Annotated in this window: 18 protein-coding genes and 1 tRNA gene; 15 read left to right on the top strand and 4 right to left on the bottom strand. The window is 71.7% G+C overall.

Annotated elements, in window-relative coordinates:
- Window positions 1–85: 85 nt before the first annotated feature.
- From metG to AC3RJ6_RS18510, 9 genes are all read left to right on the top strand, one after another.
- Window positions 86–1645: a methionine--tRNA ligase gene (metG, locus tag AC3RJ6_RS18550; protein WP_491428609.1), complete on the top strand. Its 1560-nt coding sequence runs from the start codon at window positions 86–88 to the stop codon at window positions 1643–1645.
- Between the two features lie 5 nt (window positions 1646–1650).
- A complete protein-coding gene (locus AC3RJ6_RS18545; protein WP_491428608.1) occupies window positions 1651–2514 on the top strand; it encodes a TatD family hydrolase in 864 nt (287 codons plus the stop codon).
- A 5-nt stretch (window positions 2515–2519) separates the two neighbouring features.
- On the top strand, window positions 2520–3407 hold the full coding sequence (gene rsmA / locus AC3RJ6_RS18540; RefSeq protein WP_491428607.1) for a 16S rRNA (adenine(1518)-N(6)/adenine(1519)-N(6))-dimethyltransferase RsmA: 888 nt from the start codon (window positions 2520–2522) through the stop codon (window positions 3405–3407).
- A gap of 42 nt (window positions 3408–3449) precedes the next feature.
- On the top strand, window positions 3450–3992 hold the full coding sequence (locus AC3RJ6_RS18535; RefSeq protein WP_491428606.1) for a hypothetical protein: 543 nt from the start codon (window positions 3450–3452) through the stop codon (window positions 3990–3992).
- Window positions 3993–4029: 37 nt separating this feature from the next.
- Window positions 4030–4962: a 4-(cytidine 5'-diphospho)-2-C-methyl-D-erythritol kinase gene (locus AC3RJ6_RS18530; protein ID WP_491428605.1), complete on the top strand. Its 933-nt coding sequence runs from the start codon at window positions 4030–4032 to the stop codon at window positions 4960–4962.
- Window positions 4963–5053: 91 nt separating this feature from the next.
- Window positions 5054–6922: an ABC-F family ATP-binding cassette domain-containing protein gene (locus AC3RJ6_RS18525; RefSeq protein WP_491428604.1), complete on the top strand. Its 1869-nt coding sequence runs from the start codon at window positions 5054–5056 to the stop codon at window positions 6920–6922.
- 183 nt (window positions 6923–7105) lie between these two features.
- Complete coding sequence (locus tag AC3RJ6_RS18520; protein ID WP_491428603.1) at window positions 7106–8017, top strand: MetQ/NlpA family ABC transporter substrate-binding protein; 912 nt, start codon at window positions 7106–7108, stop codon at window positions 8015–8017.
- A 166-nt stretch (window positions 8018–8183) separates the two neighbouring features.
- The gene (locus AC3RJ6_RS18515) at window positions 8184–9212 is read left to right on the top strand and encodes a methionine ABC transporter ATP-binding protein (RefSeq protein ID WP_491428602.1); all 1029 of its coding nucleotides are present in this window, start codon (window positions 8184–8186) and stop codon (window positions 9210–9212) included.
- The gene (locus AC3RJ6_RS18510; protein WP_491428601.1) at window positions 9212–9871 is read left to right on the top strand and encodes a methionine ABC transporter permease; all 660 of its coding nucleotides are present in this window, start codon (window positions 9212–9214) and stop codon (window positions 9869–9871) included. The genes AC3RJ6_RS18515 and AC3RJ6_RS18510 overlap by 1 nt, the downstream gene beginning before the upstream one ends.
- Before the next feature lie 15 nt (window positions 9872–9886).
- On the opposite strand, the gene AC3RJ6_RS18505 is transcribed toward AC3RJ6_RS18510, so the two are convergent.
- On the bottom strand, window positions 9887–10384 hold the full coding sequence (locus tag AC3RJ6_RS18505) for a MarR family winged helix-turn-helix transcriptional regulator (RefSeq protein ID WP_491428600.1): 498 nt from the start codon (window positions 10382–10384) through the stop codon (window positions 9887–9889).
- A 138-nt stretch (window positions 10385–10522) separates the two neighbouring features.
- On the opposite strand from AC3RJ6_RS18505, the gene AC3RJ6_RS18500 reads away from it, so the two are divergent.
- The 6 genes from AC3RJ6_RS18500 (at window position 10523) to AC3RJ6_RS18475 (ending at window position 16675) form a co-directional block, all read left to right on the top strand.
- A tRNA-Gln gene (locus tag AC3RJ6_RS18500) sits at window positions 10523–10594 on the top strand.
- Between the two features lie 72 nt (window positions 10595–10666).
- Window positions 10667–12106: a bifunctional UDP-N-acetylglucosamine diphosphorylase/glucosamine-1-phosphate N-acetyltransferase GlmU gene (gene glmU, locus AC3RJ6_RS18495; protein ID WP_491428599.1), complete on the top strand. Its 1440-nt coding sequence runs from the start codon at window positions 10667–10669 to the stop codon at window positions 12104–12106.
- Between the two features lie 14 nt (window positions 12107–12120).
- Window positions 12121–13155 (top strand): ribose-phosphate diphosphokinase, encoded by a 1035-nt coding sequence (locus tag AC3RJ6_RS18490; protein WP_491428598.1) that lies wholly within the window; start codon window positions 12121–12123, stop codon window positions 13153–13155.
- 2 nt (window positions 13156–13157) lie between these two features.
- Window positions 13158–14861 carry a long-chain-fatty-acid--CoA ligase gene (locus AC3RJ6_RS18485; RefSeq protein WP_491428597.1) on the top strand — a complete coding sequence of 568 codons (1704 nt, stop codon included), beginning with the start codon at window positions 13158–13160 and terminating at the stop codon, window positions 14859–14861.
- Window positions 14862–14874: 13 nt separating this feature from the next.
- Entirely contained in the window at window positions 14875–15363 is a 489-nt protein-coding gene (locus AC3RJ6_RS18480; protein WP_491428596.1) for a hypothetical protein, read from the top strand.
- A gap of 136 nt (window positions 15364–15499) precedes the next feature.
- On the top strand, window positions 15500–16675 hold the full coding sequence (locus AC3RJ6_RS18475) for a DUF998 domain-containing protein (protein ID WP_491428595.1): 1176 nt from the start codon (window positions 15500–15502) through the stop codon (window positions 16673–16675).
- A gap of 26 nt (window positions 16676–16701) precedes the next feature.
- On the opposite strand, the gene AC3RJ6_RS18470 is transcribed toward AC3RJ6_RS18475, so the two are convergent.
- The 3 genes from AC3RJ6_RS18470 to AC3RJ6_RS18460 are packed head-to-tail and all read right to left on the bottom strand — an operon-like array spanning window position 16702 to window position 17737.
- Window positions 16702–17067: a hypothetical protein gene (locus AC3RJ6_RS18470; RefSeq protein WP_491428594.1), complete on the bottom strand. Its 366-nt coding sequence runs from the start codon at window positions 17065–17067 to the stop codon at window positions 16702–16704.
- Window positions 17064–17387, bottom strand: a complete 324-nt coding sequence (locus tag AC3RJ6_RS18465; RefSeq protein WP_491428593.1) for a DUF202 domain-containing protein — start codon at window positions 17385–17387, stop codon at window positions 17064–17066. Before AC3RJ6_RS18465 ends, AC3RJ6_RS18470 begins: the two co-directional genes overlap by 4 nt.
- Window positions 17384–17737, bottom strand: coding sequence for a YidH family protein (locus tag AC3RJ6_RS18460; protein WP_491428592.1), 354 nt, complete (start codon window positions 17735–17737; stop codon window positions 17384–17386). The genes AC3RJ6_RS18465 and AC3RJ6_RS18460 overlap by 4 nt, the downstream gene beginning before the upstream one ends.
- Window positions 17738–17756: the final 19 nt, after the last annotated feature.

The following is a 17756-nucleotide window of genomic DNA, read 5'->3' as shown; positions in this document are numbered from 1 at the left end:
ATGCGCCCAGAGGATTGAGCGGCGTTGCGGGTGAGCCCGAAGCCTCCGCAGTAATGGTGCTCGATGCGCCCATAGGATTGAGCGCATGGCCGAAGCCTCCTCGTTCTACATCACCACGCCCATTTTCTACGTCAACGACGTGCCGCACATCGGTCACGCGTACACGGAGGTCGCCGCCGACGTGCTCGCGCGCTGGCACCGGCAGGCGGGCGATGACACGTGGATGCTCACGGGCACCGACGAGCACGGCCAGAAGATCCTGCGGACGGCGACCGCGAACGGCGTCACCCCGCAGGAGTGGGCCGACAAGCTCGTCGCCGACGCCTGGATCCCGCTGCTCGAGACGGTCGACATCGCGAACGACGACTTCATCCGCACGACCGACGCGCGCCACGAGGCGAACGTGCAGAAGTTCCTGCAGAAGCTCTACGACGACGGCCACATCTACACGGGCGAGTACGAGGGCTTCTACTGCGTCGGTTGCGAGGAGTACAAGCAGGAGTCCGATCTCGTCGCGGGCACGGGCGAGTACGAGGGCCAGCAGGTCTGCGCCATCCACTCGAAGCCCGTCGAGCTGCTGCACGAGAAGAACTACTTCTTCCGCACGTCGGCGTTCGCCGAGCGGCTGCTCGCCCTCTACGAGGAGCGCCCCGACTTCGTGCAGCCCGAGTCGGCCCGCAACGAGGTGCTCGGCTGGGTGCGCTCGGGCCTCGCCGACCTCTCGATCTCGCGCTCGACGTTCGACTGGGGCGTCAAGGTGCCGTGGGACGAGACGCACGTCGTCTACGTGTGGTTCGACGCCCTCCTCAACTACATCACCGCGGTCGGCTACGGCCAGGACGACGAGGAGTTCGCACGCCGCTGGCCCGCCCAGCACATCGTCGGCAAGGACATCCTGCGGTTCCACGCCGTGATCTGGCCGGCGATGCTGATGGCCGCGGGCCTCGAGGTGCCGAAGGGCGTCTTCGGCCACGGGTGGCTGCTCGTCGGCGGCGAGAAGATGTCGAAGTCGAAGCTCACGGGCATCGCGCCCGAGCAGATCACGTCGACCTTCGGCTCCGACGCGTTCCGCTACTACTTCATGCGTGCGATCGCGTTCGGCCAGGACGGCTCGTTCTCGTGGGAGGACCTGGCCGCCCGGTACCAGGCCGAGCTCGCGAACGGCTTCGGCAACCTCGCCTCGCGCGTCGTCGCGATGATCAACCGCTACTGCGACGGGGTCGTGCCGCAGCAGGGCGCGCTCGAGGCGGCCGACATCGAGATCGGGTCGGTCGAGCGACGGGCGACGGATGCCTCGTGGCAGGCGATCGACCGCATCGCGATCCACGACGCGATCGGTGCGGCGTGGGAGCTCGTCGACGCGCTCAACGGCTACCTGACCGCCGAGGAGCCGTGGGCGCTCGCGAAGGACCCCGAGCGGCGCGACCGCCTCGAGACCGTGCTCGCCACGGCGTACCGCGGGCTCGGCACGCTCGCCGTGCTGCTCTCGCCCGTGCTGCCGAAGGCGACGACGAAGCTGTGGACGGCGCTCGGCGCCCCCGGCACCGTGCAGGACGCGCGCATCGACCTCGCGTACGAGGCCGAGCTCGGCGAGCGGGTCGCGCCGCTCGAGGCGCTGTTCCCGCGGGTCGAGGTCGCGGAGTAGGGCGGATGCCGGAGTATCCGCCGCTGCCCGAACCGCTGCCGGTCGCGGTGTACGACAACCACACGCACCTCGAGCCGAGCGACGACGCACCGCCCGGGCGACCCGAGACGATGCTCGACCTGCACGAGCACCTCGAGCGGGCCGCGTCGGTCGGCGTCGCCGGGGCCGTGCAGGTCGGCACCGACGTCGCCACGAGTCGCTGGTCGGCGGCTGCGGCCGCCCGGGAGCCGCGCCTGCTCGCCGCGGTCGCGCTGCATCCCAACGAGGCGCCCGAGCTCGAGGCATCCGGTTCGCTCGACGACGCCATCGCCGCCATCGACGAGCTCGCGGCGCAGCCGCGGGTGCGGGCGGTCGGCGAGACGGGCCTCGACTTCTTCCGCACGGGCGACGACGGCCGTCCCGCGCAGTTCCGTGCGTTCGAGGCGCACATCGACATCGCGAAGCGGCACGGCATCGCCATGCAGATCCACGATCGCGACGCGCACGACGACGTCGTCGCGACCCTGCGCCGGGTCGGCGCTCCCGAGCGCACGGTGTTCCACTGCTTCTCGGGCGGCGAGGAGCTCGCCCGCCTCGCCGCCGACGAGGGCTGGTACTGCTCGTTCGCCGGCAACGTGACGTTCAAGAACGCCGAGAACCTGCGCGAGGCGCTGCGCGTGCTGCCGCGCGAGCGCATCCTCGTCGAGACCGACGCACCGTACCTGACGCCCGTGCCGCTGCGCGGACGACCCAACGCGCCGTATCTCGTGCCGCTCACGGTGCGGTTCATGGCCGAGACCCTCGGCGCCCCGCTCGACGAGTTCTGCGCGCAGCTCGCGGCGAACACGGTCGACGTGTACGGGTCGTGGGCCCTCGACATGGCAGGATGAGCGGCATGCACCGCCACGAGGCCGAGCCCGCCGACGGCGCCGAAGCCGCGACGCCGCGCCTGCTCGGCCCGGCCGAGATCCGCGACCTCGCCGAGCTCCTCGACGTCACCCCGACGAAGAAGCTCGGGCAGAACTTCGTGCACGACGCGAACACGGTGCGGCGCATCGTGCAGACCGCGGGCGTGCAGCGGGGCGAGACGGTGCTCGAGATCGGCCCGGGGCTCGGCTCGCTGACGCTCGGCCTCCTCGAAGCCGGAGCCGACGTCGTCGCCGTCGAGATCGACGGCCGGCTCGCCGAGCAGCTGCCGCACACCGTCGCCATCATGCAGCCCGGCACCTCGCTCACGGTCGTGCATCAGGACGCGCTTCGCGTGACCGAGCTGCCCGCCGAGCCGGTGCGGCTCGTCGCGAACCTGCCGTACAACGTCTCGGTGCCCGTGCTGCTGCACCTGCTCGAGCACTTCCCGTCGCTCGTGTCGGGCGTCGTCATGGTGCAGGCCGAGGTCGGCCACCGGCTCGCCGCCGAGCCCGGCTCGAAGGTCTACGGCGCACCGAGTGCGAAGGCCGCGTGGTACGGGCGCTGGCGCACCGCGGGGCAGGTCTCGCGCATGGTCTTCTGGCCGGTGCCGAACGTCGACTCCGTGCTCGTCGGGTTCGAGCGCGGTGAGGCGCCCGGCACCGAGGCCGAGCGGGTCGCGACGTTCGCGCTCGTCGACGCGGCGTTCCAGCAGCGTCGCAAGATGCTGCGCCAGTCGCTGTCGGGCGTGCTCGGCGGCAACTCCGGCGCCGCCGCGTCGGTGCTCGAGGCTGCGGGGGTCGACCCGCAGGCGCGCGGCGAGCAGCTCACGATCGACGACTTCCTGCGCGTCGCCCGGGTCGCGGCCTCCGCCTGACCGAACCGACGGGATCTCGCGCTCGCCGGATACCCTCGTCGCATGGCGAAGACGACGGTGGGGGCGAATGCCGACGGGGTGGGCGACGACGCGGTGCTGGCGGCGACCGGCCGGCCGCGCGACGAGTGGTTCGCGCTGCTCGACGCCGACGGCGCGCAGGCGCTGACGCACCAGCAGATCGCGACCGCGCTCGTCGCCCGGCACGGCGTCGACCCGTGGTGGGCGCAGAGCCTGACGGTCGCGTACGAGCAGGCCCGCGGCATCCGCCGCCCCGGCCAGAAGCAGGACGGCACGTACGAAGCGGGCGTCACCCGCACGGTCGGCCTCGAGAAGACGGCGGCCCTCGAGGCGCTCGCCGCCGTCGTCGAGCGCGAGCTCGCCACGCCGCCGCTCGCGCTCAACCTCACGGCGAAGCATCCCACCGCGAGGTTCCCGCTCGAGGGCGGCGAGTTCGTGCTCGCATCGTCGAGCGAGCGCGGCGTCGACCGCAGCTCGATCGGGCTGACCTGGGGCCGGATGCCCGACGACGACCGCCTCGCCGAGGTGAAGGCGCGCATGCGCGAGTGGCTCGCCGAGGTCGGCTGAGCGCGGGAGCCCGGATGCCGTCGGGTAGCGTGGTGGCATGACGATCGCCTGGGCCGACGAGGCAGTGCACGTTCGGGCGCCCGGCAAGATCAACCTCTTCATGCGCGTCGGCGCGGTGCAGCCCGACGGGTACCACGACGTCGCGACGGCGTACCAGGCGGTGTCGCTCTACGAAGACGTGCGGGCCTGGCCCGACGACGAGTTCAGCGTCGCGTTCAGCGGGTCGATCGACGTCTCGAGCCTGCCGACCGACGGCTCGAACCTCGCGCTCAAGGCGGCGAAGCTGCTCGCCCGCACCGTGGGCGTGCCGGGCGGCGTGCGGCTCGAGATCGAGAAGCACGTGCCCATCGCGGGCGGCATGGGCGGCGGCAGCGCCGACGCGGCGGCGACCCTCGTCGCGTGCGACGCGCTCTGGGGCACGGGCCTCACGAAGGACGAGCTGCACGCCCTCGCCGCGAAGCTCGGCGCCGACGTGCCGTTCGCGCTCTCGGGCGGCACCGCGATCGGCACGGGCCGGGGCGATCGGTTGAGCCCCGCGCTCGCGACCGGGTCGTTCCACTGGGTGCTCGCGGTCGCCGAGTTCGGCCTCTCGACGCCCGGCGTCTACCGCGAACTCGATCGACGGCGCGAGGCCGACCCCGAGACCGACCCGGGCGACGCGAGCCCCGTCGTCGACGCCGAGGTGCTGCAGGCACTGCGCGCTGGCGATGCCCGCATGCTCGCCGACGCGCTGCACAACGACCTGCAGCCGGCCGCGCTCGGGCTCGCCCCGGGGCTCGGCGGCATCCTCGAGCTCGGCGAGGCGCACGGCGCGCTCGCCGGCATCGTGTCGGGCTCGGGCCCGACGGTGGCGTTCCTCGTCGACGACGCCGACGCGGCGATCGAGCTGCAGGTCGCGCTGTCGGCCGCACGGCTGAACGCGGTGCACGTGCACGGCGCCGTGCACGGGGCGCGACTGATGCACTCGTAGGTCGCGAGCCGACGCAGGCCCGACCGGGCTCTCGTCTCGGGCTCGGCCGACGGGCGTCGCCCGCGCCCGCGGGCGTTAGGCTCGTTCGGTCATGGCACACCTCCTCGGCGCCGAGCGCCTGCATCTCGAGTTCCCGACGCGCACCGTCTTCGACGAGGTCACCCTCGGCATCGACGAGGGCGACCGAATCGGCATCGTCGGCCGCAACGGCGACGGCAAGTCGACCCTCCTGAAGCTGCTGGCGGGGCGGCTCGAGCCCGATGACGGGCGAGTCACCCGACGTCGCGGCCTGCGCATCGGCATGCTCGACCAGGCCGACGTCGTCGACCCGGGCACGACCGTCGCCGAGGCCGTGGTGGGCGGCATCGACGAGCACGTCTGGGCGGGCGACCCGAAGGTGCGCGACGTCATCGCGGGCCTGCTCGCCGACGTCCCGTGGCAGGCGCCCGTCGCGAGCCTCTCGGGCGGCCAGCGCCGCCGCGTCGGGCTCGCGGCGCTCCTCGTCGGCGACTGGGACGTGCTCTTCCTCGACGAGCCCACGAACCACCTCGACGTCGAGGGCATCGCGTGGCTCGCGAAGCACCTGCAGCAGCGCTGGCCGGCGACGGCGGGCGCGGTCGTCGTCGTGACCCACGACCGCTGGTTCCTCGACGAGGTCTGCACCGACACGTGGGAGGTGCACGACGGGATCGTCGAGCCCTTCGAGGGCGGCTACGCCGCATACGTGCTGCAACGGGTCGAGCGCGACCGCATGGCGGCCGTCGCGGAGGCGAAGCGGCAGAACCTCATGCGCAAGGAGCTCGCGTGGCTGCGCCGCGGGGCGCCGGCGCGCACATCGAAGCCGAAGTTCCGCATCGAGGCGGCGAACCAGCTCATCGCGAACGAGCCGCCCGTGCGCGACGCGGTCGAGCTCAGCCGGCTCGCGGTCTCCCGGCTCGGCAAGGACGTCGTCGACCTGCTCGACGCGACCGTCGAGTACCCCGGACTCGACGGCGAACCGCGTACGGTGCTCCACGAGATCGAGTGGCGCATCGCGCCCGGGGAGCGCACCGGCATCCTCGGCGTCAACGGCGCGGGCAAGTCGACCCTGCTCGGTCTCGTGACCGGTGCGGTCGAGCCGACGTCGGGCCGCGTCAAGCGCGGCAAGACGGTGAAGATCGCGACCCTCAGCCAGGAGCTCGCCGAGCTCGCCGAGTGGGGCGACGAGCGCGTGTCGGCGGTCGTCGCCGAGCAGCGGGCGAGCTACACGATCGGGCAGGGGTCGAAGGCCGTCGAGCTCACCCCCGGGCAGCTGCTCGAACGGCTCGGCTTCACGAACGCGCAGCTCTCGACGCCCGTGAAGAACCTCTCGGGCGGGCAGAAGCGGCGCCTGCAGCTACTGCTCATCCTGCTGCAGGAGCCGAACGTGCTCATCCTCGACGAGCCGACGAACGACCTCGACACCGACATGCTCGCCGCGATCGAGGACCTGCTCGACTCGTGGCCCGGCACCCTCCTCGTCGTCTCGCACGACCGGTATCTCATCGAGCGCGTCACCGACCGCCAGCTCGCCGTCATCGACGGGCACCTGCGCGACCTGCCGCGCGGCATCGAGCAGTACCTCGAGCTGCGGGCGAATTCGACGGCGGATGCCACGGGGTCGGCGAGCGGGTCTCGACCCGCTCCGTCGTCGCTCCTCGACCGCCGGCAGGGGTCACTCCCTCCGCAGCCCGCTGCCGGGGCCGCGCCGGCCCTGTCGGGCGCCGACCGCCGGGCCGCCGAGAAGGAGCTCGCCTCGATCGACCGGCGGCTCGAGAAGCTGCAGGGCGAGATCGCCCGGCATCACGAGCAGCTCGCCCGGCACGACCAGTCCGACTACGTGGGCCTCGGCGTCCTCGGCGACGAACTGCGCGAGCTCGAGGCATCCGTCGCCGACCTCGAAACCCGCTGGCTCGAAGTATCTGAGCTGCTCGAGGGGTGACGTCGCAGAAGCTGTGACGGATTGTGACCATGTGGTCAACAGGGCGAAGAACCTTCGCCTAACGTGGAGATGCGCCCGCGTTCGCGGCATCGAAGCCCCCACCGACATCCTCCGTGGCGGAGCCATGCCGGCATGCAGCCGATCAGGCCCTCGATCGCGTGCGCCCACCGAGAGAGGAACCCCATGTCACGCCGTACCCGCATCACCTCAGTCATCGCCGCGCTCGCCGCGGTGCCCCTCGTCGCCTCGCTCGCGGCCTGCGCCTCGAACGGCGGTGCGGCCGGCGCGGAGGGCGGCTCCGACGACGTCGTGAAGATCGGCGTCGTGGGCAAGGGCGACCCGCAGTGGGCCGCCTTCGAGGAGGCCGCGGCCGACGAGGGCATCACGATCGAGATCGTCGACTTCGGCGACTACACGCAGCCGAACCCTGCGACGACCGAGGGCGAGCTCGACCTCAACCAGTTCCAGCACATCGTCTACCTCGCCGACTACAACGTGTCGGCCGGTGAGGACCTCACGCCGATCGGCGCGACCGCGATCTACCCGCTCGGCCTCTACTCGACGAAGTACGAGTCGGTCGACGACATCAAGGCCGGCGAGACCGTCGCCGTGCCGAACGACGCCTCGAACCAGGCCCGCGCGCTGCTCGTGCTGCAGTCGGCCGGGCTCATCGAGCTGAAGAGCGGCGGCACGATCTTCAGCGACCTCGCCGACATCGACGAGGCGAAGTCGAAGGTCAAGGTCACCGCGCTCGAGGCGTCGCTCACGCCGACCTCGCTGCCGGACGTCGCGGCGGCCGTCATCAACAACGACTTCGTCGAGGACGCCGGCCTCACCTTCGAAGACGCGATCGCGCAGGACGACCCGACCGACCCGAACGCGCTGCCCTACGTCAACATCTTCGCCACCCGTGCGGAGGACAAGGACAACGCGACCTACCAGAAGCTCGTCGAGATCTTCCAGACCGACCCCGAGGTGCAGGCCGGCCTCGTCGAGGCGTCGGGCGGCACGGGCGTGCCCGTGACCACCCCGGTCGCCGACCTCGAGGCCTCGCTCGCCAAGGTCGAGGCCGACACCGAGGCCGCCAAGGGCTGATCGCCGCGAGGGGCTGATCTGCGCCAAGGGCTGATCGGCGCCAGAGGCTGATCACCCGTGCGCCCACCGTGGGCGCACGACGCACGATGAACCATCACCCGCCGCGCGGGCGACGGGCACCCGAGGTGCCGGTCGCCCGCTGCGGCGTTGGAGGAGGAGAACCACCATGGCGCTCGTCGCGCTGAAGAACGTCACGAAGACGTACCCCGCGCCCGACCGCAACGGTCGCGAGGTCGTCGCCGTCGACGACGTCACGCTCGACATCGAGCCGGGCGACGTCTACGGCATCATCGGGTACTCGGGCGCCGGCAAGTCGACGCTCGTGCGGCTCGTGAACGCCCTCGAACCCGCGAGCTCGGGGTCGATCGAGTTCGACGGCCGCGAGCTCACCGGCCTCGGCGAGCGTGAGCTGCGGGGCATCCGGCTCGGCATCGGCATGATCTTCCAGCAGTTCAACCTGTTCAACGCCAAGACCGTGCGCGGCAACGTCGCGTACCCGCTCAAGGTCGCCGGCTGGAAGAAGGGCGAGATCGAGGCGCGCGTCACCGAGCTGCTCGACTTCGTGGGGCTCGGCGACAAGGCGAACGCCTACCCCGACCAGCTCTCGGGAGGCCAGAAGCAGCGCGTCGGCATCGCCCGGGCGCTCGCGACGTCGCCGCGGCTGCTGCTCGCCGACGAGGCCACGAGCGCGCTCGACCCCGAGACGACGCAGGAGGTGCTCGCGCTCCTCAAGCGGGTGAACCGCGAGTTCGGCGTGACGATCATCGTGATCACGCACGAGATGGACGTCATCCAGTCGATCGCCACGAAGGTCGCCGTGATGGACGCCGGGCGCGTGATCGAGGACGGCGACGTGTTCGACGTCTTCGCCGACCCGCAGAATCCGTCGTCGCGGCGCTTCGTCGGCACCGTCGTGAAGGGGGTGCCCTCGCCCGCCGAGCTCGCGGTGCTGCGCGAGCGCCACGAGGGACGCATCGTCACGATCTCGTTCCGCGACACCGACGCCTCCCAGGCATCGGTGTTCCTCGAGCTCGCGAACGCGGGGCTCGACTTCGAGCTCGTGTACGGCGGCATCAACGACATCCAGGGCCGGGCGTTCGGGCACCTGACGCTCGCGATCCGGGGCGCGGATGCCGCGGTCGACGCCGTGCTCGCCTCGATCGCGAACCGCGCGGAAGTGACGGAGGCCCGCTGATGGATCGCCTGCTCGAACTCGGCCCCGACTTCTGGGTCGCCGCCGCCGAGACGCTCTACATGGTCGCGCTGACCCTGCTCATCGGCGGGTTCATCGGGCTCGTGCTCGGCATCGTGCTCTACGCGACGCGGGCCGGCAGCCTGCTGCCGAACGCCGTCGTGTACAACGTGCTCAACGTCGTCATCAACTTCTTCAGGCCCATCCCGTTCATCATCTTCCTCGCCGCGGTGCAGCCGCTCGCGAGGTACGTGATCGGGGTCGGCATCGGCAACGACGCGCTCATCTTCTCGCTCTCGATCGCCGCCTCGTTCGCGATCTCGCGCATCGTCGAGCAGAACCTCATCACGGTCTCGCCCGGCGTCATCGAGGCCGCGCGCTCGATGGGTGCGGGGCCCGTGCGGATCCTCGCCACGGTCGTCATCCCCGAGGCGCTCGGCCCGCTCATCCTCGGCTACACGTTCATCGTCGTCGCGATCGTCGACATGACCGCGATGGCCGGGTTCATCGGCGGCGGCGGGCTCGGAAACTTCGCGCTCGTCTACGGCTTCCGCCAGTTCGAGCCGGCGATCACGTGGGCGGCGCTGCTGCTCATCGTGATCTTCGTGCAGGCCCTGCAGTTCCTCGGCAACTGGCTGGCCCGCAAGGTCATGCGCCGGTAGCCGTCGTGCGCCGGCTCACCCGACGTCGAAGCCGAGGCTGAGCTTTCGCAGGAGGCCCGCGAGCCGCTTCTGCTCGGCCGCGGGCAGCCGCGCGAGCAGCTCGGCCTCGGCGTCGACGAGCCTGGTGATCGCCGCATCGACCCGGGTGAGCCCCGCGGGGCTCATCTCGACGAGGATGCCGCGACCGTCGTTCGGGTCGGTCTGACGGCTCACGAGGCCGCGTTCGACGAGCCGGTCGATGCGGTTCGTCATGGTTCCGCTCGAGACGAGCGTCTGCTGCAGCAGCTGCTTGGGGGAGAGCCGGTACGGCGACCCCGCCCGGCGCAACGCCGAGAGCACGTCGAATTCGCTCGCCTCGAGCTCGGAGCGGGCGAACGCCTGGCGCCTGGCGCGGTCGAGGTGCTTCGACAGCCGCGCGACGCGGGAGAGCACCTGCAGCGGGGCGAAGTCGAGATCGGGGCGCTCGCGCTCCCAGTCGTCGACGATCCGGTCGACCTCGTCAGCATCTCTCACCCCGCCATTATCCCGCCGGTGCGGCGCGGATCCGCACGGTTGCCGCTCGGCGGGCGTGCAGCGCCTGCACCGCGCCGTTCGGGCACCGGCCGCCATGGCAGACTTGATGTCGCGCGCGGCGGAGCCCCGTTCGCGCGATCCGCCATGGTGTAACGGCAGCACGACAGCCTTTGGAGCTGTGAGGACCAGGTTCGAATCCTGGTGGCGGAGCCCGTTCGCGGCGATCGGGTTCGACCCGCCCGCGGCTCGCAGCATCCCGCCCGCAACCGACAGGAAGCCCGCATGACCGACCAGAACCTCGCGATCATCGTCCTCGCCGCCGGCCAGGGCACCCGCATGAAGTCGTCGCTGCCGAAGATGCTGCACCCGATCGCGGGCACGCCGCTCGTCGGCCACGTGCTCGCGACGGCCCGCGCGCTCGACGCCGCGCACGTGCTCGCCGTCGTGCGCCACGAGCGCGACCGGGTCGCGGCCGCCGTCGAGGCCGAGTTCCCCGGGATCGTCATCGTCGACCAGGACGAGGTCGAGGGCACCGGCCGCGCCGTCGAGCTCGCCGTCGCCGCGCTGCCGGCCGACTTCGAGGGCGACGTGCTCGTGCTGAACGGCGACGTGCCCCTGCTCGACGCCGACACCCTCGCCGGCTTCCTCGAGCGCCACCGCGGCACCGCGTCGGCCGCCTCGGTGCTCTCCGCGATCTACGACGACCCGACCGGTTACGGCCGCATCGTGCGCGGCGACAAGGGCGCGTTCGACCGCATCGTCGAGCAGAAGGACGCTTCCGAGGCCGAGCGGGCGATCGCCGAGATCAACGCGGGCATCTACGCGTTCGGCGTCGGCGCGCTGCGCGACCAGCTCGCCAACCTCACGACCGACAACGCGCAGGGCGAGAAGTACCTCACCGACGTCATCGGGCTGCTCCGGGCCGCGGGCTCCGAGGTCGAGGCCGTGCCGGTCGCGGAGCCGTGGCTGGTCGCCGGCGTCAACGACCGCGCCCAGCTCTCGGAGACGGCGGCACGCCTCAACGCCCTCATCGTGCGCGGCTGGCAGCTCGCGGGCGTCACGATCGACGACCCGGCGACCACGTGGATCGACCTCGCGGTCAAGCTCGAGCCCGACGTGACGATCCGCCCCGGCACGCAGCTCAAGGGCGCGACGCTCGTCGAGACCGGAGCGATCGTCGGCCCCGACTCGACCCTCGTCGACTGCGAGGTCGGCGCGGGCGCGCACGTGAAGCGCACCGACGCGACGCTCGCGGTGATCGGCGCCGGGGCGACGGTCGGCCCGTGGTCGTACCTGCGTCCCGGAACGGTGCTCGGCGCCGACGGCAAGATCGGCGCGTTCGTCGAGTCGAAGAACACGACGATCGGCGAGGGCAGCAAGGTGCCCCACCTCTCGTACGTCGGCGACGCGACGATCGGTCGCGGCGTCAACCTCGGCGCGGGCACGATCACGGCCAACTACGACGACATCAACAAGCACCGCACCGAGATCGCCGACGAGGTGCACACGAGTTCGCACACCGTGCTCGTCGCGCCCGTTAGGCTTGGTGCCGGAGCGAAGACCGGCGCCGGTGCGATCGTCCGCAAAGACGTTCCCGCCGGGGCGCTGGCCCTCAGCGTGGCCCCTCAGCGCAACATCGAGGGGTGGGTCGAACAGAATCGGCCCGGTACGGAGGCGGCCCGTGCGGCCGCCGAGGCACGGTCCGCCGAACGAGGCGAGTGAGCAGAAGGCGAGCCATGGGGCGCAAGAAGAAGATCGTCGATCTCGACCGCGAGAACAACATCGCACCCGGCCTGCAGGCCAAGACCAAGAAGCGCCTCGTGGTCGTTTCGGGTCGCAGCGATCCCGCACTCGCCGCGCAGGTCGCCGCGACGCTCGGCACCGAGCTCGCCCCGACCGAGCACCGCACGTTCGCGAGCGGTGAGATCTACACCCGCTTCGAGGTGTCGGTGCGCGGCTGCGACGTCTTCGTCGTGCAGTCGTTCGGCCCGCCCGTCAACGAGTGGCTCATGGAGCTGCTCATCATGCTCGACGCGCTCAAGCGCGCCTCGGCGAAGCGCATCACGGTCGTCGCGCCGTACTTCCCGTACTCCCGTCAGGACAAGAAGGGCCGCGGGCGCGAGCCGATCTCGGCGCGGCTCGTCGCCGACCTGCTGAAGACGGCGGGCGCCGACCGCATCATGAGCGTCGACCTGCACGCCGCGCAGATCCAGGGCTTCTTCGACGGCCCCGTCGACCACCTGTTCGCGAAGCCCGTGCTGCTGCGCCACTTCCAAGAGAGCCTCTCGACCGACGACCGGTCGAAGCTCACGGTCGTCTCGCCCGACATGGGCCGCGTGCGCGTCGCCGACACGTGGGCCGACGACCTCGGCGCACCGCTGGCGATCATCCACAAGCGCCGCGACCCGAAGGTCGCGAACCAGGTCACCGTGCACGAGATCGTCGGCAACGTCGACGGCCGCGTGTGCCTGCTCGTCGACGACATGATCGACACCGGCGGTACGATCGTGAAGGCCGCCCAGGCGCTCAAGGCGAACGGAGCCGAGAAGGTCATCGTCGCCGCGACCCACCCGATCTTCAGCGATCCCGCGACCGAGCGCCTGCAGGACTCCGCGATCGACCAGGTCGTGGTCACCGACACGATCCCGCTGCCCGATGAGAAGCGGTGGGAGGGCCTCACGATCCTGCCGATCGCGCCGCTGCTCGGCCGCGCGATCCGCGAGGTCTTCGAAGACGGCTCGGTCACGAGCATGTTCAACGGCGAGGCCTGATCGTGCGTTCGGCCCTGCCCGGCCGGCCCTGGGTCGCGAGCTACGCCGAGGGCGTGCCCGATGAGGTCGAGACGCCCGAGGGATCGCTCTACGACCTGATCCGCGCCTCGGTCGAGCAGTACCCCGACCACGTCGCGCTCGAGTTCTTCGAGCGCACGACGACCTACCGCGAGCTCGGCGACGAGATCGAGCGCGTCGCCGAGGGGTTGCGGCTGCTCGGCGTGCAGAAGGGCGACCCGGTCGCCCTCGTGCTGCCGAACTGCCCGCAGCACATCGTCGCGTTCTACGCCGTGCTGCGGCTCGGCGCGATCGTCGTCGAGCACAACCCGCTCTACACCCCGCGCGAGCTGCGACACCAGTTCGAAGACCACGGCGCCCGCGTCGCGATCGCCTGGAGCAATGTCGTCGAGACGATCCAGGCCTTCCCCGACGACATCGCGGTCGCGCACCTCGTGTCGGTCGACGTGACGCGCGCGATGCCGTTCGGCATGCGCGCCATGCTGCGCCTGCCGATCGCGAAGGCCCGCGAGTCGCGCGCCGCGCTCACCACGAAGGTGCGCGGGGCGATCCGCTGGGAGGAGCTGGCCGCCTCGCAGGCGATCGACCCGCACATCATCTCGCCCGGGGTCGACGACGTCGCGCTCATCCAGTACACGAGCGGCACGACCGGCAGCCCCAAGGGGGCCACCCTCACCCACGCGAACCTCGAGGTGAACGCCGCCCAGGCCCGGGCGTGGGTGCCCGACGTGCCGCGCGGCAGCGCCGTCGTCTACGCGGTGCTCCCGATGTTCCACGCGTACGGGCTGACGCTGTGCCTCACCTTCGCGATGAGCATGGGCGCCCGCCTCGTGCTGTTCCCGAAGTTCGACCCCGACCTCGTGCTCAAGGTCGTGAAGAAGCGGCCGGCGACGTTCCTGCCGGCCGTGCCGCCGATCTACGACCGGCTGACCAAGTCGGCCGCTGCCGCGGGGGTCTCGCTCCGCGGCATCCAGATCGCGATCTCGGGGGCGATGCCGCTGTCGGCCGAGGTCGTCGAGCCCTGGGAGGCCGCGACGGGCGGCTACCTCGTCGAGGGCTACGGGCTCTCCGAGTGCTCACCCGTGCTCATGGCGAACCCGGTGGCCGAGAACCGCAAGGCCGGCACCGTCGGCCTGCCGCTGCCGTCGACCGAGTGCCGGGTCGTCGACCCCGACGACCCCATGACCGACGTCGCGCCCGGCACCGAGGGCGAGCTCGTCGTGCGCGGTCCGCAGGTGTTCTCGGGGTACTGGCAGAAGCCCGAAGAGACCGAGGCGGTCTTCGTGCACGACCCCGAGGGCGGCGCACCGTGGTTCCGCACGGGCGACATCGTCGCGATCGACGACGAGGGCTTCGTGCGCATCGTCGACCGCATCAAGGAGCTGATCATCACGGGCGGCTTCAACGTCTCGCCGAGCGAGGTCGAGGAGGCGCTCCGCGCGCACGACGACATCGTGGACGCCGCGGTCGTCGGCCTGCCCGACGAGCGGCAGGGCGAACAGGTGGTCGCGGTCGTCGTGCTTCGCGACGGCGCGACGTTCGACGAGGCCGCGATCCGCGCGTTCGCGCGCGACGGGCTCACGCCGTACAAGGTGCCCAAGCGCGTCGTGAAGGCCGACGACCTGCCGCGCTCGCTCATCGGCAAGGTGCTGCGCCGCGAGGTGCGCAACGGCCTGCTGAACGGCTGACCGGGTCGAGCACGTGTCGTTCCTCTCCGCCGAGACCGCGAGGGCCCTCGCCGAGCTCGCGGCGCTCGACGCGCTCGCGGCGGCGGGTGACGACGAGGATGCCGCTCCGCTCGAGCGCCTCCGCGGCATCCGTTCGCTCGTCGCAGCCCTCGACGCCGATCCGGCCTCGCTCGCCGCGGTGCGCGAGGCCGTCGCCGCCGGCGTCGGCTGGGAGGAGATCGCGGATGCCGCGGGCCTCAGCCCCTCGGCGGCGAAGTACCGCTGGGCGGGGGACGACGCGGCGATCGCCGACCGGCAGGAGGCGAGCCGCCGCCGCAAGCGGGAACGGCCCTCGAGCGTGCCGACCGACCTGCCCGGCCTGTCGGTCGCCGAGGCGGCGAAGCGGTACGGGGTCACGGCGCAGGCGATCTACCAGCGTGTGAACCGGGGGCTGCTCGAGGCCCGTACGGTCGAACTGCCCGACGGGCGCAAGTACAAGCGCGTCTTCCCCGCCGACTCGTAGGCGCGACGCCCCGATCGAGGGTCTGGGTGCGGGTTCGCGCGGGTGCTATCTTGCGGCTGAGGCCCGAAGACGGGCCGCGCGCCGACCGGGTCTGATCACTCGCTCGCACTCCCGGTCACCGAGTCGAGGGAGTGCGATGTCCACGTCGATCGCGAAGCTGCTCCGCCGCCCGGCGGCGAGCACCCAGTCGCTCGAATCGGTCGCCCTCCTGATCGCCGGCGCGGTGTTCGTCGTCACGGCGCCGATCTCGTGGCTCTTCTACCGCGACGGCGAGCTGCCGATCTCGGGGCCCGGGTCGCTCGGCCAGGCGATCGCCGTCACCTCGGCCGTCGTCGCCGGTGTCGTGTTCGTGTTCGGCCGTGCGGTGGTCTCCACGCGGGCGGGCCGCGCCGGCGTCACCGATCGCGCCGAGCGTCACGGGCGGCTGCGCTGGTTCGACGTCGCGGCGCTCGCGATCGCGCACGCCGTCATCGCGCTGCTGGGCTGGACCGGTCTCGCCTCGGTGCTGAGCCTGAGCTTCATCGACGCGGTCGTGTTCTCGGTGCCGGCCGCCGCGCTCACCGGCGTCGCCGTCGCGCTCACCGCCTACGCCGTGTTCCTGTCATCGGTGCACATGAACCCGATGATGCTCTCGCTCGTGCTCGCCGTGTTCCTCGTGCTGGGTGCGCTCGCGAGCATGCTGAGCGCGTCAGACCCGTACTGGTGGAAGATGAACCTCAGCTCGCTCGGCATGACCGACGACCTCTCCGCCCTCGCCTTCAACCTGACGCTCATCATCGCGGGCGTCCTCGTCACGACGATCGCGCACTACGCGGTCTCGTCGATCGCGGCGTCGACGCCGAAGGAGGTCAAGGGCCGGCGCAAGGTCACCGGCATGCTCGCGCTGCTCGGCATCCTGCTGGCGTGCGTCGGCGTCTTCCCGGTCGACGAGTACCTGCAGGCGCACAACCTCGCCGCGACGGGCATGGCGATCGTCTTCACGGTGCTCGTGTTCGCACTGCCCCGCTGGTTGCCGTCGGTGCCGCGCCCGTTCGTCATCCTCGGCTACGTCGACGTCGCGGTGATCGTCGTGATGGCGGTGTTCTTCATCAACGGGTACTACAACCTCACCGCGGTCGAACTCGTCGTGGCCGTGCTCGTGTTCGGCTGGGTGATCGTGTTCCTCCGCAACCCGGGCGAGGCCGCGCCGGCCGAGGCCGGCGCGGACGGGGCCGACGACGAGGCCCGTGCCGACGCGGGTACCGGCGAGGTCGGCACCGCCACGACGGCTGCGAACGGGACGGGCCCGGCCGACGCCGACGACGCCCGCTGAGGCGGCCGTTCCCGGCCGGCCGCGAGTCAGGTGCCGCGCTCGTCGGGCGCGATCGGCGTGGGCGCCGACGGCAGCAGCCCGAGGTTCGCGACCGGGGTGACGACGCCGCCCGGCGCGACCGCGGAGCAACGCCAGCCGGGACCGCCCGCGCCGAACAGCTCGAGCGACACCTGCGAGCCCTCGGCGTCCGCATCGAATCGCTCGACGTAGACGGCGCAGGCGCGCGCCGCCGCCGACTGCGCCTGGCCGACGAGCGAGAGCACGAGCGGCAGCACGAGCGCACCGAGCGCGACGAGCACGGTGATGCGGAGTGCCCGCCGGCGCCGCGCGCCGACGACCGGGCGATCCTCGTGCGGAAGGTCGTCGGGGCCGGTGCGATATCCGTCGCTCATGCCGTGCTCCGTCCGAGGATCGAGGCGATGCCCGCGGCCGCGGCGACGACCGTGACCGCCGAGACGGCGGCGATCAGCACGACGGGCGGGGCGAATCGTCCGTCCTCGAGCTGGCGACGTCGCACCGCGCCGGTGCCGGCCACCGCCGCGGCCGCACCGATCAGCACGACGCCGGCGACGACGAGCCAGCCCTCGCCCTCGACGAACCCGGTGCGCAGGGCGAGGAGGGCGTTCACGGCCACGACGAGGGCCGTACGGCTCCACGACAGCGAGGTGCGCTCGGGCTGGAGACCGGGATCGCGGACGGTCACGTCGCTCATGGCAGCGCCAGGAAGACGGTGAGCACGATCGCCGTGACGAGGCAGACGGCCGCGAGCACGGGCAGCGCCCAGCTGTAGCCGAGGCGTCCGCCGCGGCGCATCGCGATCTCGTTGCTGCGCCAGCGGAAGTACGAGAGCAGCGCGAGCACGGCCGCCGCGAGGCCGAGGGTGACCGCGAGCGCGGTCACGACGAGGTCGGGGCCGACGTTCGTCGCGAACTCGTGCAGCAGCACGCCGCCGGCGATGAGTGCGAGCGCGGTGCGGATCCAGGCGAGGAACGTGCGCTCGTTCGCGAGCGTGAACCGGTAGTCGGGGTCGTCGCCCTCGCTGCGCCACTTCGGTTCGGCCATGCGTCGAGCCTATCCGCGA

It is taken from the genome of Agromyces cucurbitae (assembly GCF_058349945.1).
Note: the sequence above shows the minus strand (reverse complement) of the source record. Positions and strands in the feature narration are given on the sequence as shown.